Source organism: Dysgonomonas sp. ZJ709 (assembly GCF_011039195.1).
In the GTDB taxonomy this organism is placed as follows: domain Bacteria; phylum Bacteroidota; class Bacteroidia; order Bacteroidales; family Dysgonomonadaceae; genus Dysgonomonas.
In genome coordinates this window covers 22,861-49,692 of the sequence record NZ_JAAKEM010000008.1, presented here as the reverse complement: position 1 = coordinate 49,692, position 26,832 = coordinate 22,861, and the positions used below count along the sequence as shown (strand labels likewise).

Sequence of the window (26,832 nt, the reverse complement as noted above, 5' to 3'; positions counted from 1 at the left end):
TATATATGGCAGAAATTATAGAACCTATCGAAGAATTCGGACTGAGCCGTAAGGACAGAAAAAAGTCTCTCTTCACAAAAATAGGAGTTGTCGGATGCGGACACGATGGTAGAAGTATCGTTAGCCTGACAGCCCTTTCGGGGATGGAAGTTATCTTTATTGAAGTTTCACAAGAAAGAATACAAGAAGCCCTAAAAGATATAGAACACGGTTTGGATACCAAGATCGAAAACTGGGGACTGACTCAAAGTGAGAAACGAGGAACTATGGCGCGCATAAAAGGCTCGCTCAGCTATGGTGACCTCCGCGATTGTGACTTTGTAATAGAATGTATCCGTTACGAAGCTAATGGAGAGAGAAGTACCGAGTTGCGAAAAGAAGTATTCAGAAATCTCGAACAGGTATTATCTGCCGAATCGATTATTGCTACAAATGCAACAACCGTAATTATCAGCGAACTAGCTGCCGAGTTAGTACATAAAGAAAGATGTATCAGTCTACATTTCCCTGTAGCGCACAACGAAGCACGCTTACTGGAAGTTGTCAGCGGAACCTTCACGTCCAAAGAGGTACTTGAAAAAGTAAACCTCTTTGCCAACATGATAAAATACACCCCTATTTCCGTACACGAAAGTAGCGGACTTGTTAGTCTTCGCCTGATGATAACAATGCTAAACGAAGCTTGTCAGATTTGGATGGAGAACGTAGCCTCTATGGAGGATATCGACAAAGAGTTTACCATCATCTATGGTCAACGTTATGGAATTTTCCATATGGCAGATATTATCGGAATAGAAAAAACCGTAATGCTGATGGAAGACATGTTTCATGAGTATGGAGACAAAAAATACAAAGCATCGCCAATACTATGGCGTTTATACCGGTCGAAACAAACAGGTGTACAGGCTGGAAGAGGTTTCTATATATACGATGAAACAGGTAAACAACTTGGTCCAAACAAATTAATTTAAGAGCATGAAGATATTAGTATTGAACTGCGGTAGTTCTTCTATCAAATATAAGCTTTTCGACATGAAAAGCAGTGAAGTATTGGCTCAGGGAGCAATCGAAAAAATCGGATTAAAAGGGTCTTTCATGAAATTCCCTCTTCCCAATGGAGACAAAGTAATTCTCGAAGGTGAGATACTTGAGCATCAAGCAGGTATAGAGTATATATTAGGTGTATTAACAAGTGAGAAATATGGTTGTATTAAATCGCTCGACGAAATAGAAGCCGTAGGTCATCGGGTAGTGCATGGTGGAGAGAAATTCAACAATAGTGTATTGCTTACAGATGAAGTGATTCTGCAAGTGGAAGAGTGTATAGAACTAGCTCCTCTACATAACCCACCGAATCTTGCCGGTATATATGCCGTAAAAGAATTGATGGGAGACATCCCTCAAGTAGGTGTTTTTGATACAGCATTTCATCAAACAATGCCACCAAAATCTTATATGTACGGATTACCTTATTCATTATATGAAAAGTATGCCATACGCCGTTACGGTTTCCACGGAACAAGCCACCGCTATGTCTCACGTAAAGCATGCGAATTATTAGATGTTCCGTATGAAGAACAACGTATCATCTCTGCCCATATAGGTAACGGAGGCTCACTTGCTGCTATCAAAGACGGCAAGTCGATAGATACCACCATGGGCATGACCCCTGTGGAAGGATTATTAATGGGAACGCGTTCGGGAGACGTAGATGCCGGTATAATCTCTTTCGTAATGGAAAAAGAGAATATTGGTACACAGGCAATATCTACTCTTGTTAACAAACATAGCGGCCTACTTGGTATATCCGGTGTATCGTCCGATATGCGCGAAGTACAGTCGGCTATGAAAGCAGGAAATGAAAGAGCAAAACTAGCTTTCGATATGTTTGAATATCGCATCAAAAAATATGTTGGGGCTTACGCTGCTGCACTAGGCGGAGTTGATATCCTTATCTTCACAGGAGGAATCGGTGAAAACCATTCTATATCACGCGAGATTATTTGTGGCAACATGGAGTACATGGGTATAGAACTTGATCTGGATAAAAACAATGAAATTCACGGAGAAGAAGCTGTCATCAGCACTCCTAATTCAAAAGTGACAGTAATAGTCGTACCTACTGATGAAGAGTTTATGATTGCTTCAGACACTATGGAAATAGCAGGTAACTAACTGTAAATAAAGAACAATCTATATTTTATATAATTATTAGGGCAGCAGTTGTTGCCCTAATTTTATTATTAAAATATTTTAACAATATATGTATGAAATAAGACTATTTAGCTTGTTTTATTCACATTGTTTAAGTAAGAAACCTTAAACAGGAGCGGTTTTGAGGGCTATAAAGTTAAACAAATTTAAGTGCGTCTAATTAACCCCCTAATTGTTTGGAGTTGCATTTCGTTTGCTGTACATTTGTAATGTGTTTTTCATAGTATTAGATTTAAGGTTAACAATGAAGATTGGTTGTCGTGATGACAACCTTTTCTTTTTTTATAGCATACAGCATTTTAAATAGATATTTACTGGAAACTATATCGTTTTGAATTATAATAACTACCAACGACTAATTAATAGTCATCAGCCTCCACATAGTAATAGCTTAATTTTAGAATAATATTAAATCATAGATTTGTCTTAAGATTTAAGTTATTAATTAAATTTGCTATTATGAGAACAAGACTATTAATTACACTATTAGCGCTAACTTCTATTTTCGCTCAAGCGAGAGACTTTTTTTCGCTGAAAGATTTACAACCAAATGACACATTCAGAATTAAAATAACTTTAGCTGATGGAATAGTCGGTCATAGTTCTATTTGGGATTTTGATCAGGTGCAAAAAATAGAAATACAATTCGACGTACTGTCAGTAAATAAAGATTCTATCAGGCTGGGTGTTAAACCAACTAATTGGTTTGTACATTTTCAGGATGAGAATCAATATAATCCATATAGCCTCTTTCAATTCTATAGTTATTATGATTCTTACTTTTTAGGTCCTTGGAATGGGGAAAAAGGGTTTTACTTATTTAAAGATAACAATGTCGTCGTTACAATAAATAAAAACAACGGAGACTTTTCCACAACCTTTATTCCCATACCAGAGGAAAAGGAAGGGTATGGCCATGTAAGAAGAAACTGGTATAGCGATTTACCACAAATGTCAACAGGACTAAAAATAAGAGATAATAGTGCTCCATTTGCAAGTATTTCATTAGATTTTGAGAAAGTTCTAAACGCATCTGTCCAAGGATTTATAGGCAGTTGGATCAAAAAAAGCAAAGACGGCAATCCGATGCCATGGTTCGTTGATTTAATGGATATTATAACACCGGTTGTACAAAAACCAATTTTTGTACAAATAGTCTCTGCTTCGTTCGATCTTTATCCTAATATACATCTGTCATACAAGCCTTCAAAGGATATACCCGAGGATAGGATATTTATTGTGAATGGCAGTAAAAAAATCAGACCTATAAAAAAAGAACCAAATGGCACATATATTTTTAACTTTTTCATATCCTCACCCAAGCGATTAAGTATCAATGATATTTTATTAGATGTTACTCCCGACGATTCGCAGAATATAATATATAATACTACAACAAACAATTATACGTTCGAAGGTAAGGGATCTGCAAACAGTGCTTATACTAATGCGATAGTAAAACTTTATAGTACACCGTCCGAATTATATGAAAACAATCGGATAGAAGAACTTACACCGCAACAGATAGATGATTTTTTTAAGCTCAAAGAAACTTCCTATAAGGTTGTATTGGCAAACCATGCCAAGGGTATGAACAAGTACTGGATAAGATCAGCAGAATTGTCATACGATTATTGGTTTGCATCACAAAGATTATACCTTGACAATGAAATGACGAAGCAAAATCTCGGAAGAGGAATAAATCGTATACCTCAACACCCGATTCCGTGGTATAGTCCCAAGTTTGCGAATCTATTCCCAATTACCGATTATTTATATCAGCCTTACACCTACGATGATTTTCTGAATAACTACTTCAGCTATAAGGCATGGCAGACTAATGATGATATGCTTACCGGAATGAGGTACCTTCAGGAACATATTCCCAAATATTACTTTGCAGATGCTATATTTGGGGGTTATCCGCGATTTTATTTGACAGGAGAAACCCTCAAATATTTAATGACAGGCTTTCACTTGAGTGATAGCCAGAGAGAATATGAAGATTTTTTGAGAAAATGTTATCAACCTGAAATACGAGAAACTATAATTGCCATGCGTGAACAATTGGAGAAAGTGGAACCCGGAGCGAATATTAAAAATCTTGATCTTGCCATTCAACAAGATATTCCACTAAAAGACAAAGCAGACGGCTACATCGTTTTACTTGTAGATGACGAATTCAACGAAACCATTGAGGGAAATCTGAAAAATACAAATGAGAATATAGATAAGGAGAACCTAAAGGATAAAATCAAATTATGTATTATTACATCAGATTCCCAAAAAGCATTTTTTAATGATAAAACGGACATCCACTTTGTATCCGATACAAAATTATACGACTATTACGATAAAGTTATCAGCAGGAAAGGAGACTACATCATAATGAGGGATGACGGAACTATTATAGACAGGACTTTAGGAAATTACAATGATTCAGGTCATTTCATCACCAATATTATAAAGACAGATATTGAAAAGCAAAAAAATCAACACACTGCCTCAAACGGTATGTTGACCCCAGTTATTTTGTCCTCACTTTTCTCTATGGTCGTAACATTCTTTATCGTACGTTTGGTTATTAAACGACGCGAACGAATCCGCAGGCATATATCCGAACTTGAACTAAAGGCTATCCGCGCTCAAATGAATCCACACTTCACATTCAACGCATTAGGTTCGATACAGAATCTCATAAATCAGAAAAAGAATAAAGAGGCTAACGATTATTTAGTTAACTTTGCTAAATTGCTTCGTATGGTATTGTCAACATCCGAAAAAAGGCTTATTTCTCTTTCGGAAGAAATAGAACAATTGGAGCTGTATCTTCGTCTCGAACAGTTGCGTGTCCCTTTCCTCTATACTATTAATGTGGATAAGAATATTTATATAGAGAATGAGGAGATTCCCGGAATGCTCATTCAACCAATTGTTGAAAATGCAATTAAACACGGGATTGTACCCAAAGGCGGCGGACAAATAAAATTGAATTTCAACCTTATCGGCCATGTACTGTATGTTATCGTCACAGACTCGGGGTCGGGATGTTTCCAATCTGAAAATACTTCGCCAAGCGGTTTCGGTTTACAGGCAGTACACGAGCGCTTGAAATTGTTGAGTAAGGAACTTAATTTGGAAATAGGGATGAAAATAGAAAACATTGCGACAGATGGTAAAACAACAGGGTGTATGGTGACAATATCCATACCTGTTTAATATTTGATGATAAATGATTAATATCCCTATACGCGCAATTATTGTAGAAGATGAGCAGAATAACCGCGAGAACCTGCAAAAACTTCTTGCTAAATATTGCTCTTCTATGGAAATAATTGGTTTGTGTACATCTGCGCTCGAAGGCCGGCAAAAGATCGTTGAACTCAGACCCGATTTGGTTTTTCTCGATATAGAGATGCCGGGAGGCGATGGTTTCTCAATGCTCGAAAGTCTTTGTATATTTGACTTTGAAGTGATATTTGTAACAGCTTTCACCAGTTATGCCATTAAGGCAATCAAGTTTTCGGCTCTTGATTACATCGTAAAACCAATAGATATAATGGAACTTCTCAAAGCGGTTGACAAAGCAAAAGAAAAAATTCATAAAAAACAGCAAAACTCCCGAATGCACAATCTGCTGGACAACAGAAACAGGGAAGGAAATAAAAAAGTGATTGCCTTACCATTGTCGGATAAAATTGAATTTGTTGAAATAGCCAATATCATACATTGCCAAGCGGATGGAAACTACACGTTTTTTCATCTTAAAGACGGAGTAAAACTATTGATTTCCAAAACACTAAAGGAGTATGACGAATTACTTTCCCCTTTAAATTTCCTAAGAGTACATCAATCTCATCTGATAAATCTCGATGAAGTAAAAAGTTTCGTAAAAACTGATGGGGGATATATTCAAATGAAAGATGGCACAAGTATAACCATATCCCGACAAAGAAGAGAAATGGTACTTCGCATTTTACATAAGAATGACTTCAAAGTTCGATAAACAATAATCAAGATAAATACTGCACTAAAGCATGGGCACAGGGAAAAAGTTTTGCTCATCATTACTTCAAGAAAAACAATTGAATATCAAGGTAAAACAATAAATACACATATGGATTTCAGAACAAAAGTAGAGATACAATCATCAGATTTAGACATTACTCATCACAACAGATTAGTAATGCTGGGCTCTTGCTTTATCGAAAGCATTGGCGAAATGTTAGAAAATAGTAAGTTTACAGTCAATCTCAATCCTTTTGGCATACTATACAATCCGCAGTCCATAAGTCAGGCATTACATATATTGATAGATGGCAAACCTTTTGCAAAGGAGGATATATTTGAATACAAAGGACTGTTTCATAGTTACCACCATCATAGCCGATTCTCGAATACCGATAAAGATGAATGTTTGGCAAAGATTAATCAAAGCCTCAAGTTTGGCTCCGATGATCTAAAAAAAGCCGATATCCTTTTCATCACATTCGGCACTGCCTATGTATATAAATCGAAAGAATTAGATCTAATAGTCAGTAACTGCCATAAATTGCCTGCGACACAATTTGACCACTATAGACTTGATGTGGATACAATAGTAAATGACTGGAACAATCTGATAAACGAATTACAAACGATAAATCCCAAGCTTAAGATACTATTTACAGTAAGCCCTATTCGCCACTTTAAAGACGGAGCTCATGAAAATCAGCTTAGTAAATCGACTTTACTGCTGGCTGTAGATGAAATATGTAAACAAAATAAGAATACAGATTATTTCCCATCATACGAGATTGTACTGGACGAACTGCGCGACTACCGCTTTTACAACGAAGATATGATACATCCCAACACCACTGCCATCAAATATATTTGGGAAAGATTCAGTGAGACTTACTTTAGTAAAGAAACACATTCTATAATCAATGAATGGTTAAAAATAAATTCTGCGATACAGCACCGTCCTTTCAACGAAAATAGCCCGGAACATAAACATTTTTTAAAGCAAACTTTGTTAAGGCTGAATGAATTCAACAAGAAATATCCATACATTTGTTCCGACAAAGAAGTCTCTAACTTAGAGGCGCGTATATAGGATTAAACGACACGCGAAATATGAAATATTCGATAAGCGAAATAGCTAAGATTCTCGATTATAAAAAGTCGGATCTAAATGATTCTACAATTAGCATTCTGTTGACGGACAGCCGTCAATTATTTTTTCCCGCAGAAACTCTTTTTTTCGCACTTACTACAAAAAATAACGATGGACATAAATATGTATCGGAACTTTATAATAAGCAAGTACGCAATTTTGTAGTAAAAACTATTCTACCCGAATGGGCTGATTATACAGATGCTAACTTCATTGTCGTATCTAATACTTTAAACGCCTTACAGCGTTTAACAGCCCATCATCGTAACCGTTTCGATATACCAATCATCGGCATTACAGGTAGCAACGGTAAAACAGTTGTGAAAGAATGGCTCTATCAGATACTTCACGAAAGCTTTAATATCACCCATTCGCCTCGCAGTTATAATTCTCAGATCGGAGTTCCTCTGTCAGTATGGCAAATGAACGATCATACACAATTGGGTATTTTTGAGGCAGGAGTATCCCAGCCCGAAGAAATGGCCAAACTAGAGGGGATTATCCGCCCCACCATTGGTATTCTGACGAATATTGGACAAGCACATCAGGAGGGTTTCAAATCTGTAAAGCAGAAGTGTTTGGAAAAGCTCGAACTTTTCATCAATTGTGATGTCATTATCTGCGAAGAGGAAAATGAATTGATCGACGAATGCATGGAAATAGCATGTTTATCGCAGAAACGACTGACATGGTCGCGCAAGGGATCGAGCAAAAGTCCGTTGTATGTACGCAAGGTAGAAAAGAATAATACCTCAACTACTATTCATTATGCAATGCTTGGTTTTTCTTCGCAAGTTACTATCCCTTTTACTGATAGTGCTTCGATAGAAAATGCTATTCACGTTCTGGCAACTGCCATGTATCTACACATGCCGCTTACCGAGATTAACAGTCGCATGGAAAATCTCGAACCTGTAGCCATGCGGTTGGATGTACGTCAAGGCAAGAATAATTGTACATTGATTAACGACTCTTACAATTCAGATATTAACTCCCTGAACATTGCTCTTGATTTTCTAGCCCAGCGGGCAACCGACAGCAACCAGAAAAAAGTACTTATCTTATCCGATATTCCTCAATCAGGATTATCGACAAAAGAATTGTACTATCTTGCATCTAACCTTGTTATAAATAAAAAGATAGATGTGCTTATCGGTATCGGAAAAGAGATATCGAACCACAAAGATATGTTCAAATCGATCGAAAGCTATTTCTTCGACAACACGAACGATTTTATACTATCCGACCTCTGGCATACCAGTTTCCACGATATGTTTATTTTATTAAAAGGTGCAAGAAGTTTTTCTTTCGAAGCCATTAATAAATTATTGGAAGTAAAAACCCACGAAACTGTTTTAGATATTGATCTGGACGCCATCGTACACAATTTTAATTTTTACAAATCACGCCTCAAACCAAATACAAAAATGATTTGTATGGTGAAAGCTGACGGGTATGGTGCCGGATCGACCGAAATAGCTAAAACGCTTCAATACCACAAGTGCGATTATTTGGCTGTTGCTGTTGCAGAAGAAGGTGTTGCGTTGCGCAAAGCAGGTATTACAGTACCCATTATAGTATTAAATGCAGAAGTAGGAGGATTTGAAGAACTAGCCACGTATTCATTAGAGCCAGAAGTTTATAATTTCAGAATACTTGATGCTTTTATCAAAGAAGCACGGATGCAAGGAATCGTTAATTATCCTATTCATATCAAAATAGATACAGGAATGCATCGCCTTGGATTTACCAAGGAAGATATTTCTGATCTGGAGAATCGCATACAAAAACAAAATGGTGTACGCATACAATCCGTTTTTTCACATCTGGCTGCCAGCGAAAGTTGGGGTTTCGATGACTTCACTACCGAGCAAATAAAAACATTCAGAGAAATAGCCGGAGAGATAGAAAGCACCTGCCAATATCCCATACTAAAACACATCCTAAACTCGGCAGGAATAGAACGCTTCCCCGAAGAGCAAATGGACATGGTGCGTCTAGGTATTAGCTTGTACGGTGTAAGTGCCAGCGGACTGGATGGACTTAGAAATGTTTGTACCCTTAAAACTACCATCTTACAGATAAAACATATCAATAAAGGAGAAACTGTTGGATACGGACGTAAAGGTCATTTCGATCACGATGCTACTATCGCAACCATCCGTATCGGATATGCCGACGGCATCAGTCGCCAGTTTGGCAATGGTACAGGCAGTGTATTGATAAATGGACATACAGCACCTATCGTGGGCAACATCTGCATGGATCTATCGATGATCGATGTAACCGGCATTGATGTAAAAGAAGGGGACACCGTCACCGTTTTCGGTTCCGACTTATCCCTGATTGATCTGGCAAATAAAATAAATACTATTCCTTACGAAATACTTACCTCCATATCACATCGGGTAAAGCATATTTATTATAAAGAATAATTGTTCGTTTATGAACTTTTGATCCTGGCAAGTTGTTAAAATTAGTAACAGAGTTGTAAAAAATAAAACGCCATTATACCTACAACCTCTAAAACTTTTACTATTTTTGTGACATATACATAGTTGCATAAACAATCAATGTCGATAAATCAAACTAACGAATATGCTTAAAAAGAGTTTCGGAGCAGCCCTTCTTTTCTTTTTTGCTGTGACAGGTACTGTTTTTTCCCAACAGTATCTGAGTCTCGAAGATTGCCGTAATCTGGCCATAGAAAACAACAAAGCTCTCAAAATTGCAACAGAACAAGAACGAGTAGCCTATTATGAAAAGAAAGACGCATTTACAAAGTATTTCCCCGATATATCCTTCAATGGAGCCTATCTCAGAAATCAAAAGAATCTGAATTTAATCAATTCAGCAGCCATCCCTTCATCCATAGACATTCCACCTATAGCAATACCTCCGGCCATAAATTATCCGGGAGGCTCAGTGGACATAAGTGATGTAAGAAATCAAATTCTGAAAGCCGGCGAACTAGATATCAAAAATGTATGGGTTGGAGGTTTCAACCTTACCCAACCTATATTTATGGGTGGGAAAATCATTGCATATAATGATTTACGCTCCTATGCCGAAGATCTCGCCAGAACAATGAAAGATACAAAGACAACAGAGGTAATAATGGAAGTCGATCAGACCTACTGGCAGGTTGTATCCATAGCAAATAAGAAGAAATTGGCTGAAGCTTATGTAAATCTGCTGCGAAAAATGGATTCAGATATCGCAGCAATGGAGAACGAAGGTGTAGCAACAAAAGCCGATAAGCTATCTGTAAATGTGAAATTGAACGAAGCAGAAATGACTTTAACCAAAGCAGAGAATGGATTAAGCTTATCAAAAATGTTACTTTCACAAATATGCGGACTTGAAATAAGCGATCAAATAATACTCAAAGATGAGAATATAGAAAGCCTTCCCACAAATGAGAATGAAGCCATTCCAAATATCGACGAAGCTTTAGCAAACAGAACCGAAGTGAGAAGCCTTGAATTGGCAACTAAAATATACGGAAAGAAAGAAAAAATAGCACAAGCCGAATTTATGCCTAATATTGCTTTTATGGCAAATTACATTTGGACCAACCCGAATGGATTCGACGGATTTCAAAACAAATTCGGAGGTATGTGGAACGTCGGTGTAATAGTAAAAGTTCCCCTCAACTTTTTTTCCAGTACAGCTAAATTAAATGTAGCGAAAGCCGAAACACGTATCAAACAATACGAACTGGCTGAAGCCAAAGAAAAGATCAAACTGCAAGTGAATCAGGAAGCATATAAACTGGCTGAAGCAAACAAAAAATTGATTGCCACAACTAAAAATACAGAGAAGGCCGATGAAAACTTAAGGTATGCCAATGTTGGATTCGAAGAAGGTGTTATTTCCGCTGCTGATGCTTTGGCCGCTCATACTGCGTGGATGTCTGCACACTCCGAAATGGTAGACGCACAAATAGACCTTATGCTTTGCAAAATATATCTGAACAAAGCACTGGGACGCAAATTATAAGTAAGCAATAAAACAAAAATATAATGGAGACAGAAAATAAAAAATCAGGATCAAAGCTTATCCCTATCATCGCTTTTTCGGCAGTAATAATAGCCGTGGGGCTATATGGTTTCTTCTTTTTGAATCAGGAAGATAATATCATCCAAGGTGAGGCAGATGTTACCGAAGTACGTATTTCGAGTAAAGTACCGGGACGCATATATAAATACATGGTCGAAGAAGGCAGTTATGTAAAAAAAGGAGACACTCTGGCAATACTAAGCGTACCCGACATCGATGCAAAACTGGCTCAGGCAAATGCTGCTGAATTAGGTGCTGCTGCCCAAAATATGAAGGCGATAAAAGGCGCACGTGTAGAACAGATACAAGGAGCGTATGAAATGTGGCAAAAAGCTACGGTTGGTGTAGAGATTGCCCAAAAATCATTCTCCCGCGTACAAAACCTATATGACAAAGGGGTTGTTACCGCACAGAAGCGAGACGAAGTAGAAGCTCAATATAAGGCAGCAGTTGCAACAGAAAAAGCTGCTAAATCTCAGTACGACATGGCTGTGAATGGTGCCGAGAAAGAAGATAAAGAGGCTGCATTGGCATTGCTAAACAGAGCAAAAGGAGCTGTAGCCGAAGTAGAATCATATATTGCCGAAAGTTATCTGATATCGCCAATAGACGGCAAAATATCCGAGAAGTTTCCAAATGAAGGAGAACTGGTCGGATCAGGTGCTCCGATAATGAATGTAATGAGACTAGACGACAAATGGGGATCATTTAATATCCGAGAAGATCGCTTGAAAAATTTCAAGATGAATGAAATGATCAAAGCTTATGTTCCTGCACTTGACAAAGAAGTAGATATGAAAATCTATTACATCAAAGACTTGGGCTCATACGCAGCATGGAAAGCAACCAAGACAACAGGTCAATACGATAGAAAAACATTCGAAGTAAGAGCCAGATTTACAGGCGACATAGAAGATGTATTACCAGGTATGTCTTTAATAATAAAAGAGTAAAATAACAGAATGGATAGCAATACAGGTTTATTCGCAATCTTCAAAAGAGAGTGGCAACGGATTGTTTCTTCCAAGATATGTATCTGGGGGATATTCGTCACGCCTCTATTATCTATGGTTATTCTACTATGGATGATGAGCAGCGGACTACCTTCGCGCATCCCTATTGCTGTTGTGGATTTAGATAATACTTCTACATCGCGTTCTCTTATCAGGCAATTAGATGCCTTCGAAAAAACAGATATAAAGTTCAAGAGCCTTTCATTCAGAGAAGCACGCCAGCAAATGGAACGGATGGAGGTTTATGCCGTTCTGACGATTCCTCAGAATTTCTCGAAAGATGCTGTATCCGGCAATCAACCGAAATTGGTCTATTATACTAACAATGCATTCCTTATTTCAGGATCATTGCTATTTCAGGATCTAAAAACCGTATCTACTCTTGCAGCTGCAGCCGTTGGATTAAAAACAGGAATAGCAAAAGGCTATACAGAGCTGCAAATAATGCCTATTGTACAGCCCATAACTACACAATCTCACCCATTGGGCAACCCATGGCTCAATTATTCTGTCTATCTTAATAATATGCTTTTACCGGGATTGCTCCAACTACTGATATTGATGTTCACAGTTTCGGCATTGGGTTCGGAAATCAAAGCCGGAACAGGCACCAAACTATTGAAAATGGGGAACAACTCAATACTGAAAGTAATTGCAGGCAAATTACTGCCTTACACAATTATCTTTTCTATTATTGCTTTATTTTTCATGTCCATGTTGTTTTATTACAACCAATTCCCTTTACACAATGGCTTTTGGCCGATGTTTGCAAATTATTTCTGCCTAATTATAGCTGCTCAGGGACTCGGTGTTATTCTGTTTGGTGTATTCCGAAACTATCGGCTGGCTCTCAGCATATCGAGTTTGATAGGAATGGTTACTTTTTCTATCACGGGTTTTTCTTTCTCAGTACTAGCAATGAATCCGAGCCTGTACGCCTTGAGCAATTTATTCCCTTTGCGCCATTTTTTCCTCATATATGTAGATCAGGCTCTCAATGGGATCCCCATAGGATATTCCATGTATCAATATGCAGCACTATTGGCATTTGTGCTTCTTGCATTCTTTTTCTTGGGCGTAATCAAAAAAATGTTCAAGGAAAATGTATATGAATCTTAAGCTAAATAGTATGACAAAATGAAGAAATTATTACTTGACATATATTATGTATGGGTGAATGAACTGAAAGTTGTATTCAAAGACCCTGCTGTGATATTACTATTCTTTATAGTACCTCTCGCCTACCCTGTTTTATATAGTTTTATCTATAACAATGAGACCGTACATAATGTAAAAGCAATAGTTGTCGATGATTCGAACTCTGCCCTTTCACGCGAATTTAAGCGCAAAGTGGATGCAACGGCCGATGTTAAAATTATAGGCTATGCAACCGATATGGAGGAAGCCAAAGAAGCTATGAGGCGAAAAGAGGCTTACGGGATCTATTACATTCCCAGCGATTTTAGCCAAAAGATAAATACAGGGCAACAAACACAGATAGATATATTTGCTGACATGAGCAGCCTGCTCTTTTACAAGGCTTTGCTACTAAGCGCAACGGAGGTTTCTCTTGACATGGGCGCAGATATACGTGTCAGCGAAACCGGTGGAGAAAGCCGCAAAGAAGATGATGTAATTATGCAACCCGTAGAAAACGAATGGATCCCTTTTTATAATATACAAAACGGATTCGCTAGTTTCCTGATACCAGCCATATTGATACTTATTTTACAGCAAACTCTTATCTTGGGCATAAGTACAATAGTAGGCACACATAACGATAAAAAACGCTTCACAATAGCATCGCATACTGCTGCCGGAAAGAACGTAGGCGCATTAAAATTAACGATAGGAAAAGCATTCTGTTACAGCTCGCTGTATATGCTTATTGCCGTATGGGTGTTACGGATAATCCCTTATATATTTAAATTACCACAAATAGGCGATCCTATAACCATAGCAGTGTTCCTGATGCCGTTCTTATTAGCCGCCACTTTCTTCTCAATGACATTGTCTTATTTTTCTTCTCAGCGTGAATTTGCAATGTTATTATTTGTATTTACAAGTGTTATTTTCGTTTTCATATCGGGAATATCATGGCCATGGACAGCCATACCCGCTCCTTTAAAGGCGATAGCATACATTATACCTTCTACCCCCGGCATACATGGTTTTGTTAAAATAAATACTATGGGCTCAACCTTAATTGACGTCTGGCCCGAATATATTGCGTTATGGATTCAGACTGCCATTTATTGTACGACAGCCACTTTTATGTACAAATGGTGGATACAAAATTATGATCCTGAATACAAAGGTTTAAACCGACCTATTTCAAAATAAAAAAAAGGATTGCCTATTCAGACAATCCTTTTCTATTTTAGGAAACAACAGAACTTATCGTCGTTCTATTCCTTCTACATAATTGATAAAGGCTGTATTAACCATTCTATTACCACCAGGGGTCGGATAGTTTCCGGAGAAGTACCAATCACCATTATTTTTAGGACATGCTTTATGCAGGTTTTCAATACTTTGGAAAACAAGCTCTACTTCAGCCTTCGTTCCCGCAGGAGTTAGCATTTCAGCCATTTTAACGGATATATCTTCATCTGTAAATGGAGCATATATTTCCTTTACATAATTTATTATTTCTTCTTTCGGCTTATTCTTTTGCGCCACAGACTTCTTATAGACATCATCGACGAGCGATTCCATACCGCGCTCCTTTAACAGCTCTATGGCTGCTCTAAATGCTGCAAATTCACTCATTCGGGACATATCTATACCATAACAATCGGGATAGCGGATCTGAGGAGAAGAAGAAACAACAATTATTTTTTTAGGGTGTGCCCTGTCAAGCATCTTAATAATACTCTGCTTCAAGGTTGTTCCACGAACAATACTGTCGTCAATTACAACGAGATTATCTTCGTAAGGTTTTACCGAATCGTAAGTAATATCATAAACGTGAGCCGCCAAGTCATCACGGCCACTGTCTTGAGCTATAAATGTTCTTAGCTTTATATCTTTAATAACCACTTTTTCAGTGCGAACACGCATAGATAGAATCCTCTCTAATTCTTCTTCGTTGATCGATGATCCTTTTTGTGTGATTTTACGAAGCTTCACATCATTCATGTGTTTATTGAATGCTTCTGTCATACCAAAGAAAGCAACTTCTGCCGTATTTGGAATAAACGAGAATACAGTATTGCGAATATCCGAATCAATCGCTTTCAATATCTGAGGTAAAAGAAGTTTTCCCAGTTCTTTACGCTCTTTATAAATATCAGCATCTGACCCTCGAGAGAAATAAATACGCTCAAAAGAGCATGGTGCAATATTTTTCTTTGGTTCTTGTATTTGAGAAAATTGGATTGCTCCATTCTTTTTAATAATAATCGCCTGCCCGGGTTGCAGTTCCTTAATATCTTCAACATCTCTATTGAGAGCTGTTTGTATTACAGGACGCTCGGAAGCCACAACTACAATTTCGTCATCGTGGTAGTAGAATGCAGGACGTATCCCCCAAGGATCACGATATACAAACCCATCGCCACAGCCAATCAATCCACCAATTGTAAATCCACCATCCCAATGCGCACTTGCTTTGCTCAGCATAAAATGAACATCAAGATTCTCAGCAATAGCATCATTCAGAGCATTACCTTTTAATCCTTTTTCTTTACTAAGCTTATCGTATTGAAATTGAACCTCTCTATCCAGTCCATGACCCAGCGATTCCAATAAAACAAAAGTATCCGCAAAATTACGTGGATGCTGGCCTTCCTCAAGCAAATCTTGAAATAGTTCATCCACATTTGTCATATTGAAGTTCCCGGCTAGTGTAATATTACGTGAGCGCCAGTTATTGCGTCGTAAGAATGGATGCACATACGACAGTCCGCTTTTACCTGTAGTACTATAGCGGAGATGCCCCAAAAATAATTCTCCGGCAAAAGGAAGATTTAAACTTGCATATTCAGGATCATTTAGTTTGTCCGCCGATACCTTTTCGAAGTTTTGATACACATTTGCAAATATCTCGGAGATAGCACTCGAGCCCGTAGCTCGCTCTCTGAATATAAACTCACTTCCGGGAGGTGAATCTAATTTAACTACAGCCAATCCTGCTCCTTCTTGTCCGCGATTGTGCTGTTTCTCCATTAGCAGGTATAGTTTGTTCAACCCATACTGCCAACTTCCGTACTTTTTTTGATAATACTCTAATGGTTTAAGCAGACGTATCATTACGATACCACATTCATGCTTTAAAGGCTCTGTCATAGAAATTTTCCTTGATTTAAGAACGTTTATTCTCTGAAAGGACACAAAGATAAGTGTAAAAATCTGCTTATCCTAAAAAATAATATCAGTTTAATGCATAATTAACACCAATAAAAAACATTAATATAAACACCTGTTAAATAGATAACTAATCCCCCAAAAGCACATAAAACACCAGTAGCTATAAGAGAGAACGCAAATAAAAATATAATTTTTTTAGCGAGAATGTTTGGATTTTAAATTTTTCATTCTATCTTTGCACTCGCTTTGATAAAGCAACAGGGAGATTCCGTAGCTCAGCTGGTAGAGCACATCACTTTTAATGATGGGGTCCTGGGTTCGAATCCCAGCGGGATCACAAATTAGACAAGCAAACAGAAGTAAATTCCTGATTTTCAATGAAAATCGGGAATTTTTGTTTTAATACTACTGGTGAAAAATGGCAGTTTAATGCATATTCCACAAGGTTAAATCGTGGGACTTGGGAGTCCATAAAAAAAGTCCAACAATTTAGCTTTCTTCTCACTGATTCACAACGTTTTGCATAGGTTTATTTTGACAGGGATTGAGTAATTTTAAATCCTTAAAATGTAAACAAAATGAAACGAAAAAGTTTTAGTGTGTTATTCTTCCTGAGAAAGAAGAAATTATTGAAAAACGGAGAAGCACCCGTTTGTATGCGTATAACCGCAGACCGTTCCATGTGCGATATCCAGATTAAAAGAAGTATTGCAGTCGAACTGTGGGATCAATCCAAGGAGCGTTCCAAAGGCAGGGGACAGGAAGCATATGAACTGAACCTGTATATCGAATCTATCCGTTCCAAGATTTATCAATTCCACAGAGAATTAGAGACAGACGGAAAAACTGTCAATTCGGAAACTATCAAGAATAAATTCTACGGCATCGACAGTGACAACAAAACCCTCCTTCAGGTATTTACCGAACATAACAACGAAGCACGTACTCTAATAGGTAAAGGCTACGTGGATAAAACCGTTCAACGTTTTGAAACTACTGCTCGTTATCTTAGTGAGTTTATTAAAGCAGAATATAATTTATCCGATATAGCTTTAAAAGAACTCGATTTAGCCTTTATCCGCAAATTCGATGTATTCCTTAAAGTGGAAAAGAATTGTGCCCAGAACTCCGCCATTACCCGACTAAAGAATTTAAAGAAAATTACTCGTATCGCATTCAGTAATGACTGGATGCAGAAAGACCCTTTTGTTACTTACCGTTTCAAGTTTGAAGAGACTGATCCTGAGTTTCTGACTCAAGAGGAATTAAATGGTATGATTCGGAAAGAATTTCCTGTACAAAGGTTGGAAATCGTAAGAGATATATTTGCCTTTTGCTGCTTTACAGGATTGGCATTCACGGATATCCAACAATTAAAGCCTGAGCATTTAGTAAAAGACAATGACGGTTCAATGTGGATCAGGAAGAACAGGCAAAAGACAAAAAATATGTGTAATATTCCTTTATTGAATACTGCCTGTCAGTTAATAGAGAAATATAAGAGCTACCCCGAATGTCAGAAAAAGAATATAATTTTTCCTGTGCCGAGTAATCAACGCATGAATAGTTACCTCAAAGAAATCGCTGATGTGTGCGGGATAAGTAAGAAGCTGACGACTCACACAACACGGCATACGTTTTCGACGACTGTTACTTTGGCGAATGGTGTGCCGATTGAGAGTGTTTCGAAGATGTTAGGGCACAGGAGTATTCGTACGACGCAGATTTATACCAAGGTGTTGGATCTGAAAGTGAGCAGGGATATAGATGACTTGGCTACTAAATTGAATAAGAGAAAAAGGAGTGGATTTATAATTTTGTTGCTATTGGAGGACAATTCGGGCTTAATAAAGTTATCCATATTTTAATTATAGGCCTCGGTATTCTAAAGGTGTCATTCCTGTTACTTTTTTAAAGAAGCGCCCAAAATAAGTTGGGCTTGCAAAGTTCAACTCTTCAGAAAGTTCCAAAACAGTTAAGCTGGTAGATCTCAATAACATCTTGGCATTAAGGATAAATACTTCTTCAATCCAAGAATTGGCTGTCCGTCCTGTTACCTTTCTCACAACGTCGGACAAGTATTTTGGTGTAATGCACATTTCATTAGCATAAAATGACACGAATCGTTCTTTGCTTTGCCCCCTTAATAGCAGCAGCATGAATTGCTCAGTAACTTCCTCTGCTCTCGATTTCTTACTCCTTGTAGATATATTTTCATCCTCCATATACATAGATGCGAGCTCTACGAGCAGAGCATAAAGAAGCCCTTGTATGGTTTCTTTTAAATAAAGAAGGTTTTGATTGCTGAAAGTCTCAGCTATAAATGAGTGATATCTCAATAAGTTTTGAATATTACTTTCTGATGTATGTAAAACGGGATTTAAAGCAACTTTACGGAGCATATCCATATTTTTCGGAAAAGGGAAATCTGAAATAAAATCAAAAGAAAAGGAAAATACTTCTAATAGTAAGTCGTCGGTATTACTTAAACTTTCAATAATTTGTTTAGGTAGTATCGTCAGAATTGAGTTTTCGTCAACCGTATACTCCTTATAATTAACTCTAACCTGTGTTGTCCCGCGTTTACAAATACAGAAAGTGATCCCATCAATAACAAAAGGTACATTAAATGAAATCATATCATCCATGGGACCTTTTTGGGTGTTAGAAATGATGAAGTCATTAATAATATAAGGAGATTTCAATCTCACATTTTCAATTTCTAATAAGGTTGGTTTCTTATTCATCTTCTCATAATTTAAACTGAATACTACACTCTGATTTTCGCATAAGCCTCCTCCTTATGCAAAAATAGGAAAAAATGAACATATCTCTAGCTTATAAGATACTATAAGATCGGTTATAATCCAAGATATTTGTGCCGTTAATTGAAAACTGGAATATGAAAAGCCACGAATTTTTATTAACAACTAAAATGTTTAAACTCATGAAAAGAGAATTCATGATCAGCTTATACTTTATTTTAAGCATAAATTTAATGCAGGCCCAAGTAACAATAGGCTCTGGAATCGCTCCGAATAGAGGTGTACTTCTTGACTTAAAAGAAAATGACACAGCAAATGGGGGGACTTCGGCTAGTAAAGGTTTATTATTGCCACGTGTAAGTATAATAAACTTAACCCCGACCAATGATTCTGAATTGGCTAAGTCAATAGGGAATACAACCGATGAGGGCTATGAAATGAATACTCATACTGGGTTAGTAGTGTATAATACCAATACAATAGAAACTACAACAAAACGAATTTGCCCAGGTGTCCATTATTGGAATGGAGAAAAATGGATATCAATTAAAGTATATCCGGAGATGGAAACTAAAAAAGAACTTGAAGGTAAACTAAAAAAGGTTTATAATAAATTCAACGGACCTACTGATCCAATGTGGACTCAACTGGGGAAAAATCCACAAGACTACCCAATAGGAGCTACATCTAGCATAACAATGAAAGATGCCGATCTAAATATCTATAATACACAGCGCTACTATGTAGGATATGTAACAGAAGTTGGTATGTTTAAGACCTCAACCAATGTGTCTTGTACAGATGTTCCCAAATGGATTCTTGTTTCTAAGAAAGAAGAAATTATTAATCCTTCTTTTTTAGATGGTGTGTGGACTGTAAACAACGTATATTCTACCCAAAAAGCCACAGGAGGAGCTTTTTCTTCGGGGCGATTAGCACGGTTGAATCCGGCTTATTACAATAGCACTAATGGAGCTATTGAAGTAAGTCCTAATGCTATGCCATCAGGTACAATTAAGTATGGTGCAAATGTATCAGGAGTAAGTAAGAACATGACATCATCGCCTATTACATTTGCCAAAGAGTTTGGACTAATGTATTCTTGGGCGGATGCGATGGAAGTGTGCTCTTCAGGTTGGCATCTACCAAGTAATTACGAATGGGATGGAGTTGTCTTGGCTCATGGGGGAAATCTAGTTGCCAGTAGTGGTATGCGTAAAAATAGTAAATATTGGTACACATCTACTGATAGTTCTACAATCCAGTGGGGAGCAAATGATTTAGCAGCAGCAAATTTAGGATTTTTGGCTGTACCTTCTGGTTTCATTGATAGTACGGGAAAAGCAGCCAAAGGATTTGGTTATGCAGGGCATTGGTGGGCATCGTCAGATACAGGGAGCACTTGGTATATGCTTTCTGATGAAACTCAAATATTTGGATCTATCAATTCAGGGTACTACCAATCTGTCCGCTGTGTGAAAGACTAATTTTTCAAACAACATTCTTCTACATGATGAAAATTCAAATAATATGCCTCGCATTTTTTCTTATGTTATTCTCTAATATGATTTATGGACAAGTGACCATCGGTTCGGGAGAACCTCCTGCTAGTGGATCACTGCTAGATTTGAAGCAAGAGGGTGAAACAACAAAAGGATTAGGGCTACCTCGTGTAGTATTGACAGAATTGGAACCAGAGCAAGGAAAGCTTTCAGAATCTATAAATGGAGGCACAGGCGATTGGGATGAAGCTGGGCATATAGGCTTATTAGTATATCATGTAACTTCCACAGTTGACATATGTGAAAGTATACCCGCTGGTATATATGTATGGAATGGCAAAAAATGGCAAAAACTAGGTTTGAAAAAAGAAATATTGAGACCAGTAAAAGAGTTGCCTATTACCTCAAAAAAAGGCTTAGATCAGCCTAACTCTTATATTGTAACAGAGCCTAGTATCTTGAGAATACCTATTGATAAAGCGGTAAAGGTTTGGGATGGTTCTTCTTGGAAAACAGCAGGGACTGACAGCCCAGCAAATACACCATTGCTTCCTACAAGGAATTTCTCTTCAAATCTTAGTGCAGAATTGATCTGGACTGATAACCAATGTGGAAGGGTGATTCTCAATGCTCCAAAGCTAGAAGTAAAAGATAATCTGATAGAAGTATGGATAGGAGACGAAAAAGGAAATGCTTTAATAGCATTAAAAGATGGCAACGATATTGTTTGGAGTTGGCATATTTGGGCTACTGATATGCCTACATCTACCGACTATGTACACAACACGGGAAAGCAAACAAATCGATGGATGGATAGAAATCTAGGGGCTACTTCGGCTATGTCACAAGACATCAATAGTCTTGGACTGCTCTATCAATGGGGACGCAAAGACCCTTTTGTAAGTGGTAGAGCTTACGAAGGGAATCAATGGAGGAGTGTTAAAAAGACAATTTATGCAGTTGATGGATCAGTCAAAAATGAAGATACACCACAAGCAGTAGTAAGTTCTGAAACCACAAATTTGACAAGTAGTATCAGCAATCCACTAAGGTTTATAACTGGAGGGTCAATCTCTGGTGACTGGTACTCTACAACAAACCTAAGATGGGATACGCGCTGGGGCAATAAGTCTACAGTTCTCACTACTCAAAAATCGGTGACTGACCCATGTCCTGACGGTTGGCGTGTACCTAGCTTCAACGGATTGAGTGACAGTGACTCTCCATGGACGAAAATTAAGATTAATACGACTAAACCAACTGACTATATAGCTACTACTCTTGATAAAGGATATGATTTTATAGAGTCTTCCTACTTTCTTGGTTGGTATCCTATTTCAGGTTATCGAGGGGATAGTGCAGGTTCTTTGCACAATGTGGGTTATGGTGGTTATCATTGGTCTGCTTCTCCTTCCAATAATGGGGCTCGTAGTCTAGGTTTCAATAAAGACAATATTACCCCATGGAATAATAACACTCGTGCCAACGGATTCTCTGTCCGTTGTGTGCAAGAATAAAAGAAGATTTCTTTGGCTCATTTTGGATGCTATATTGTTCTACCTACTCTTGTGTTTATTTAAAGATAATATAATAATGAAGAATTATAACGATAAGATAATTAGGATAATCAAAGAGATTATTCCAGAAGGTACTAGCATACCTTGCGTTTTGACAGATACTTTACTATTAGGAAAAGAAAGCGTCTATAGGAGAATTAGGGGTGAGGTGTGTTTTACTTTGGAAGAAGTTATTAAGCTTGCGAATAAATTTGAGTTTTCTCTAGACAAAGCATTAGATATTACTAGGAAAGAAACTTCTTATTTTAGTTTAACTCTACCCAATTCTACTGTCAAAATAGAAGGTTATGGAGATCGATTATCTTCATTTATAAGTTTTTTCAAGAAAATGAAAAAAGACCCTAACTCAATGGCTAGATATGCATCTAACACTTTGCCATATTCTTTCTATTTTACGCATGAGAATTTGGCTAGATTTTTATATTTTAAATGGTTATATCAGTCAGGAGAGGATTTATCACATATGACTGTAAAAGATATTGTTATCCCTAAACATGTACTAGATCTTCAAACACAGTTTGTTGTGGAAACCAAGTGTTTGAGTAATTCTGTTTTCATTCTTGATCGTAATGTTTTTTCTTCCATAAAGTACGATATAGAGTGTTTTTATGGTTTACATTTAATTGACTCGGAAGATATAAAGTTAATTCAGAATGAATTATTTTCAATTTTGGATGATTTGGAATTGATGGCAAATAATGGCGCATATAATACGGGAGCCAAAGTAGAAATATATCTATCAAATATAGACTTAGAAGCAACGTATAGCCATTTTGAATATGTAGATGAACAATGTGCACATTTGATATTGTATGGCATAAGTGGCGTAGATACTGAATCGACTGATGTTTGTGAAAAACAGAAGATTTGGATAGACTCTTTAAAAAAGAATTCAACCTTGATTTCAGAGAGTGGAAAGATGCAAAGATATGGTTATCTCCATAGCCAAAGAAATGAGGTCCATTCTCTCAGCGATTATTTCGTTAAATGTACGTCTTCAAACTGAGGTTCGCTAGCTATGTATTTCCCAAAAGAGTTCTCGTATCGACTGTTTTTGTTTTTCTTTATGTCTTTCTCTAATTTTAGTAATATTTTCTGCTGATCTGCCATGTCTGTATCTCTTTTGATGAAATTACAACCCGCAAATTTACCATCTGGGTTCTCAGAAGAGATTACGAATAAAATAAAAGAAAAAGGGATTAAATCTTGTTTTTATATGATAGCTGAATCGGGTGGAGAAGATATAAAACGGATAACTGAATTCTGCCAAGGTGTTGGATATGAAGGTGAGCAGGGATATGGATGAATTGGCTGTGAAATTGAATAAGAGGAAACTGGCTGCCACTACCTTATTAACCAATGGCTTTACAAACAGGATACTATTAAAGATAATGACTCTTACTGTAGCCCAACACATTAATAAATAAAAATATAAATAACTTAAAAACTTGTATTGTGTTATTAATGTACTATCGGTTAATATATACTTCAAAATTACTTTTAAGATACGATGACTCAATTACTATGGATTGAACAAAAAATTCAAAAAACTCAGGTGCGTCTTTTTGATTATTCAAACTGCTGTAAACCTTCATCTGCGCCCTTTTGCCAACCTAGATTCTAGAAACAATTCATAACAAGGTTGTAAAAGAAGGTAAAAAAGCAAGCGTTTGGATTATTTTTACAGCTAAAAAAAAACAGGCTCTAAACTATTGGTAATTTATTTTGTTTCAATATTAAGTAACTGTTGCTAATTACATATTGATTTTAAAAAAGATATTTAAAGACATGAAAAATTTAAGCTATTTATTTATATTCTTGCTATTATGCTGTGCACAGGAGTCTATCGCACAGAAAAAAGAACAGACTCAATCTTCTAAACAAGCTCCTTTATATACTGATGCTGAGATAGATCAGCTACTAAAGAAGTTAACCGATCAGGAAAAGATTTCTTTAGTTATTGGCAGAGGGATGGACAATGTTGGAAATCTGGGAGTAATTGATGGAAGAGTGCCTGGAGCGGGAGGGCAAACCCATGATGTACAACGTTTAGGAATTCCAGACATTATTGTTTGTGATGGTCCTTCTGGCATTCGCATCAATCCTACACGCGAAGGAACTACGAAGACTTTTTATGCTACTGCTTTTCCATCAGAAACGGTTTTAGGATCGACATGGAGTAAAGAGCTTGCTCAAAAAATAGGTAAAGCTTTAGGAACAGAGGCTAAAGAATATGGAATAGACGTATTATTAGCTCCCGGTGTAAATATTCAACGTAATCCTCTAGGCGGACGAAATTTTGAATATATTTCCGAAGACCCTGTATTATCAGGTGTTATGGCAATGAACTTGATCAACGCAGTTCAAGAACTTGGTCTTGGCACATCTCTAAAACATTATGCGGCCAATAATGCCGAGCATAATCGTTTATTTAGCAATTCGTTAGTTAGTGAACGCGCTTTGCGAGAGCTCTATTTAAGACCTTTTGAGATAGCTGTTAAAGGAGCTCAGCCATGGACTATTATGACTTCCTATAACAAACTGAATAACACATATACAAGTGAAAGACGAGATTTAAATTATCAAATTCTCCGTGAAGAATGGGGTTTCAAAGGACTTGTTATGACAGACTGGTATTCAGGCTTTCCTAGTGTAGAGGTTATTCGTGCTGGCAATCAATCTAACGATGTGTCCGCTCAAATTCGATCAGGAAATGACTTAATCATGCCAGGCTCTAAGATTCAATTAGAGGCTGCATTAGAAGATTTAAAATCAGGGAGACTGTCAAAAAAAGACTTAGACTTTGCAGTGCGAAATGTATTGCGTTTGGTTTCTAAATCTCCAACTCCTCTAAAATATAATTATAGTGATTCTCCCAATTTAGAAGCTCATGTAGATTTATCTCGCCAAATTGCAGCAGAGGGTACAGTGATGCTTAAAAACTCAATGACTCTTCCCTTAGCCTCAAACACACGTATTGCTACATTTGGAATAGGATCTTATCATTTGGTTGTAGGAGGCACAGGAAGTAGCGAAGTTGCAACAGCTTATAAAGTACCGATATATGAAGGCTTACAAAATGCTAACTTTAGCCTATACAAACCTCTGCTTGAAAAATATGTTCCATACGTACAAGATGAAGAGAAAAAAGATATAGAACGCAGAGCTAAACTTAATGCATTGGCTCCTTTGGGTGTAATATCACAATTAGACATTACAGATGAAGAATTAACTGATGCTGTTGCTAATACAGATGTGGCAATTCTAACTTTTGGACGTAATTCGGCAGAAGAGCAAGACTTAAATATTGATAGCGAATATAACTTAACCCTAGAAGAGGAATTATTATTAAATCGTATTTCAAAGGCGTATAAGAAGCAAAATAAAAAAGTTATCGTTGTCTTAAATGTTGGGAGTGTTATGAATACATCATGGGCTGATAAGGCAGATGCGATTTTAGTAACTTGGTTTCCAGGAGCTGAAGGAGGCAATGCTCTGGCAGACATTGTAAGTGGTAAAGTAAACCCTTCTGCCAAAACTACAGCTACTTTTCCTAAGTCTTATGCCGATGTACCTTCTGCAAAAAGTTTCTTTGCAAGTGCAGATTCTGATTATCGGGATATACGATATACAGAAGGAATCTATATAGGATACCGCTATTATGATAGCTTTAATGTTGAAACTGCCTATCCGTTTGGATTTGGGTTATCCTATACTTCTTTTGATTACAGTGAATTGAAATTAAACAAGCAGGAATTTAAAGATGAAATAAAGGTTAGCGTGAAGATTACTAATACAGGAAAAGTCGCAGGTAAAGAAGTAGTTCAATTATACGTAAAAGCTCCCAAAGGAACTATAGATAAACCAGTTAAAGTGCTAGTTGATTTCGGCAAAACGAAGCTATTACAGCCAGGTGAATCAGAGATCGTACAATTATCAATAGGGGCTAAAGAAATTGCTTCATTTCACACCGAAAAAAGTCAGTGGATAGCAGATGCAGGCACATATAAAGTTTTGATTGGGAAATCGAGTCAAGATATCGTTTTAAAATCTGAATTTACGATCGAAAATACGCTAATTGTAGAACAAATTAGACCTGCCTTTACTGAGCATCTTGATTTTTCGGATTTAAAGAACCAGTAATAAAGACATAATATATGACCTTCTAGAAGTTAGGTAGATAGTAGTCTGCCGAGACAAGACAAAAGGTATCCTTTTAATCGTCACAAA

18 protein-coding genes and 1 tRNA gene are annotated in these 26,832 nt (G+C 37.1%); 17 read left to right on the top strand and 2 right to left on the bottom strand.

The window, feature by feature from the left end; all coding sequences use genetic code 11:
* Positions 1-5: 5 nt before the first annotated feature.
* The 10 genes from G7Y56_RS07545 (at position 6) to G7Y56_RS07500 (ending at position 14,790) form a co-directional block, all read left to right on the top strand.
* Positions 6-971, top strand: a complete 966-nt coding sequence (locus tag G7Y56_RS07545) for a 3-hydroxyacyl-CoA dehydrogenase family protein (RefSeq protein WP_165042411.1) — start codon at positions 6-8, stop codon at positions 969-971.
* 4 nt (positions 972-975) lie between these two features.
* Positions 976-2,175, top strand: coding sequence for an acetate kinase (locus G7Y56_RS07540; RefSeq protein WP_165042409.1), 1,200 nt, complete (start codon positions 976-978; stop codon positions 2,173-2,175).
* A 498-nt stretch (positions 2,176-2,673) separates the two neighbouring features.
* Entirely contained in the window at positions 2,674-5,433 is a 2,760-nt protein-coding gene (locus tag G7Y56_RS07535; RefSeq protein WP_165042407.1) for a sensor histidine kinase, read from the top strand.
* 13 nt (positions 5,434-5,446) lie between these two features.
* On the top strand, positions 5,447-6,220 hold the full coding sequence (locus G7Y56_RS07530) for a LytTR family DNA-binding domain-containing protein (protein ID WP_255491399.1): 774 nt from the start codon (positions 5,447-5,449) through the stop codon (positions 6,218-6,220).
* A 111-nt stretch (positions 6,221-6,331) separates the two neighbouring features.
* The gene (locus tag G7Y56_RS07525) at positions 6,332-7,312 is read left to right on the top strand and encodes a GSCFA domain-containing protein (protein WP_165042405.1); all 981 of its coding nucleotides are present in this window, start codon (positions 6,332-6,334) and stop codon (positions 7,310-7,312) included.
* A 20-nt stretch (positions 7,313-7,332) separates the two neighbouring features.
* Positions 7,333-9,807: a bifunctional UDP-N-acetylmuramoyl-tripeptide:D-alanyl-D-alanine ligase/alanine racemase gene (locus tag G7Y56_RS07520; protein ID WP_165042403.1), complete on the top strand. Its 2,475-nt coding sequence runs from the start codon at positions 7,333-7,335 to the stop codon at positions 9,805-9,807.
* Positions 9,808-9,970: 163 nt separating this feature from the next.
* Positions 9,971-11,374, top strand: a complete 1,404-nt coding sequence (locus G7Y56_RS07515; RefSeq protein ID WP_165042401.1) for a TolC family protein — start codon at positions 9,971-9,973, stop codon at positions 11,372-11,374.
* A gap of 23 nt (positions 11,375-11,397) precedes the next feature.
* Positions 11,398-12,387: an HlyD family secretion protein gene (locus G7Y56_RS07510; protein WP_165042399.1), complete on the top strand. Its 990-nt coding sequence runs from the start codon at positions 11,398-11,400 to the stop codon at positions 12,385-12,387.
* Between the two features lie 9 nt (positions 12,388-12,396).
* Complete coding sequence (locus G7Y56_RS07505; protein WP_165042397.1) at positions 12,397-13,566, top strand: ABC transporter permease; 1,170 nt, start codon at positions 12,397-12,399, stop codon at positions 13,564-13,566.
* A gap of 18 nt (positions 13,567-13,584) precedes the next feature.
* Positions 13,585-14,790 carry an ABC transporter permease gene (locus G7Y56_RS07500; protein WP_165042395.1) on the top strand — a complete coding sequence of 402 codons (1,206 nt, stop codon included), beginning with the start codon at positions 13,585-13,587 and terminating at the stop codon, positions 14,788-14,790.
* 54 nt (positions 14,791-14,844) lie between these two features.
* Here the strand turns inward: G7Y56_RS07500 and G7Y56_RS07495 are convergent, their stop codons facing one another.
* The gene (locus G7Y56_RS07495) at positions 14,845-16,737 is read right to left on the bottom strand and encodes an amidophosphoribosyltransferase (RefSeq protein ID WP_165042393.1); all 1,893 of its coding nucleotides are present in this window, start codon (positions 16,735-16,737) and stop codon (positions 14,845-14,847) included.
* A 285-nt stretch (positions 16,738-17,022) separates the two neighbouring features.
* On the opposite strand from G7Y56_RS07495, the gene G7Y56_RS07490 reads away from it, so the two are divergent.
* Both G7Y56_RS07490 and G7Y56_RS07485 read left to right on the top strand, forming a co-directional pair.
* Positions 17,023-17,095, top strand: a tRNA-Lys gene (locus G7Y56_RS07490).
* 241 nt (positions 17,096-17,336) lie between these two features.
* Entirely contained in the window at positions 17,337-18,626 is a 1,290-nt protein-coding gene (locus tag G7Y56_RS07485) for a site-specific integrase (protein WP_165042391.1), read from the top strand.
* On the opposite strand, the gene G7Y56_RS07480 is transcribed toward G7Y56_RS07485, so the two are convergent.
* Entirely contained in the window at positions 18,627-19,505 is an 879-nt protein-coding gene (locus G7Y56_RS07480; RefSeq protein ID WP_165021211.1) for a helix-turn-helix domain-containing protein, read from the bottom strand.
* Between the two features lie 200 nt (positions 19,506-19,705).
* Here G7Y56_RS07480 and G7Y56_RS07475 point away from each other — a divergent pair, with 200 nt between their 5' ends.
* From G7Y56_RS07475 to G7Y56_RS07455, 5 genes are all read left to right on the top strand, one after another.
* The gene (locus G7Y56_RS07475; protein ID WP_165042389.1) at positions 19,706-21,010 is read left to right on the top strand and encodes an FISUMP domain-containing protein; all 1,305 of its coding nucleotides are present in this window, start codon (positions 19,706-19,708) and stop codon (positions 21,008-21,010) included.
* A gap of 23 nt (positions 21,011-21,033) precedes the next feature.
* Complete coding sequence (locus tag G7Y56_RS07470; protein ID WP_165042387.1) at positions 21,034-22,542, top strand: FISUMP domain-containing protein; 1,509 nt, start codon at positions 21,034-21,036, stop codon at positions 22,540-22,542.
* 76 nt (positions 22,543-22,618) lie between these two features.
* Positions 22,619-23,608: a hypothetical protein gene (locus G7Y56_RS07465; protein ID WP_165042384.1), complete on the top strand. Its 990-nt coding sequence runs from the start codon at positions 22,619-22,621 to the stop codon at positions 23,606-23,608.
* Positions 23,609-23,728: 120 nt separating this feature from the next.
* Positions 23,729-23,908 (top strand): hypothetical protein, encoded by a 180-nt coding sequence (locus tag G7Y56_RS07460; protein WP_165042382.1) that lies wholly within the window; start codon positions 23,729-23,731, stop codon positions 23,906-23,908.
* A gap of 482 nt (positions 23,909-24,390) precedes the next feature.
* On the top strand, positions 24,391-26,745 hold the full coding sequence (locus G7Y56_RS07455) for a glycoside hydrolase family 3 C-terminal domain-containing protein (RefSeq protein ID WP_165042380.1): 2,355 nt from the start codon (positions 24,391-24,393) through the stop codon (positions 26,743-26,745).
* The last annotated feature ends 87 nt before the right edge of the window (positions 26,746-26,832 follow it).

What these genes read in the sequence shown, in the direction of transcription:
- G7Y56_RS07545 (WP_165042411.1), top strand. Translation starts at nt 6, where the DNA reads ATGGCAGAAATTATAGAACCTATCGAAGAATTCGGACTGAGCCGTAAG.
- G7Y56_RS07540 (WP_165042409.1), top strand. Translation starts at nt 976, where the DNA reads ATGAAGATATTAGTATTGAACTGCGGTAGTTCTTCTATCAAATATAAG.
- G7Y56_RS07535 (WP_165042407.1), top strand. Translation starts at nt 2,674, where the DNA reads ATGAGAACAAGACTATTAATTACACTATTAGCGCTAACTTCTATTTTC.
- G7Y56_RS07530 (WP_255491399.1), top strand. Translation starts at nt 5,447, where the DNA reads ATGATTAATATCCCTATACGCGCAATTATTGTAGAAGATGAGCAGAAT.
- G7Y56_RS07525 (WP_165042405.1), top strand. Translation starts at nt 6,332, where the DNA reads ATGGATTTCAGAACAAAAGTAGAGATACAATCATCAGATTTAGACATT.
- G7Y56_RS07520 (WP_165042403.1), top strand. Translation starts at nt 7,333, where the DNA reads ATGAAATATTCGATAAGCGAAATAGCTAAGATTCTCGATTATAAAAAG.
- G7Y56_RS07515 (WP_165042401.1), top strand. Translation starts at nt 9,971, where the DNA reads ATGCTTAAAAAGAGTTTCGGAGCAGCCCTTCTTTTCTTTTTTGCTGTG.
- G7Y56_RS07510 (WP_165042399.1), top strand. Translation starts at nt 11,398, where the DNA reads ATGGAGACAGAAAATAAAAAATCAGGATCAAAGCTTATCCCTATCATC.
- G7Y56_RS07505 (WP_165042397.1), top strand. Translation starts at nt 12,397, where the DNA reads ATGGATAGCAATACAGGTTTATTCGCAATCTTCAAAAGAGAGTGGCAA.
- G7Y56_RS07500 (WP_165042395.1), top strand. Translation starts at nt 13,585, where the DNA reads ATGAAGAAATTATTACTTGACATATATTATGTATGGGTGAATGAACTG.
- G7Y56_RS07495 (WP_165042393.1), bottom strand. Translation starts at nt 16,737, where the DNA reads ATGACAGAGCCTTTAAAGCATGAATGTGGTATCGTAATGATACGTCTG.
- G7Y56_RS07485 (WP_165042391.1), top strand. Translation starts at nt 17,337, where the DNA reads ATGAAACGAAAAAGTTTTAGTGTGTTATTCTTCCTGAGAAAGAAGAAA.
- G7Y56_RS07480 (WP_165021211.1), bottom strand. Translation starts at nt 19,505, where the DNA reads ATGAATAAGAAACCAACCTTATTAGAAATTGAAAATGTGAGATTGAAA.
- G7Y56_RS07475 (WP_165042389.1), top strand. Translation starts at nt 19,706, where the DNA reads ATGAAAAGAGAATTCATGATCAGCTTATACTTTATTTTAAGCATAAAT.
- G7Y56_RS07470 (WP_165042387.1), top strand. Translation starts at nt 21,034, where the DNA reads ATGATGAAAATTCAAATAATATGCCTCGCATTTTTTCTTATGTTATTC.
- G7Y56_RS07465 (WP_165042384.1), top strand. Translation starts at nt 22,619, where the DNA reads ATGAAGAATTATAACGATAAGATAATTAGGATAATCAAAGAGATTATT.
- G7Y56_RS07460 (WP_165042382.1), top strand. Translation starts at nt 23,729, where the DNA reads ATGAAATTACAACCCGCAAATTTACCATCTGGGTTCTCAGAAGAGATT.
- G7Y56_RS07455 (WP_165042380.1), top strand. Translation starts at nt 24,391, where the DNA reads ATGAAAAATTTAAGCTATTTATTTATATTCTTGCTATTATGCTGTGCA.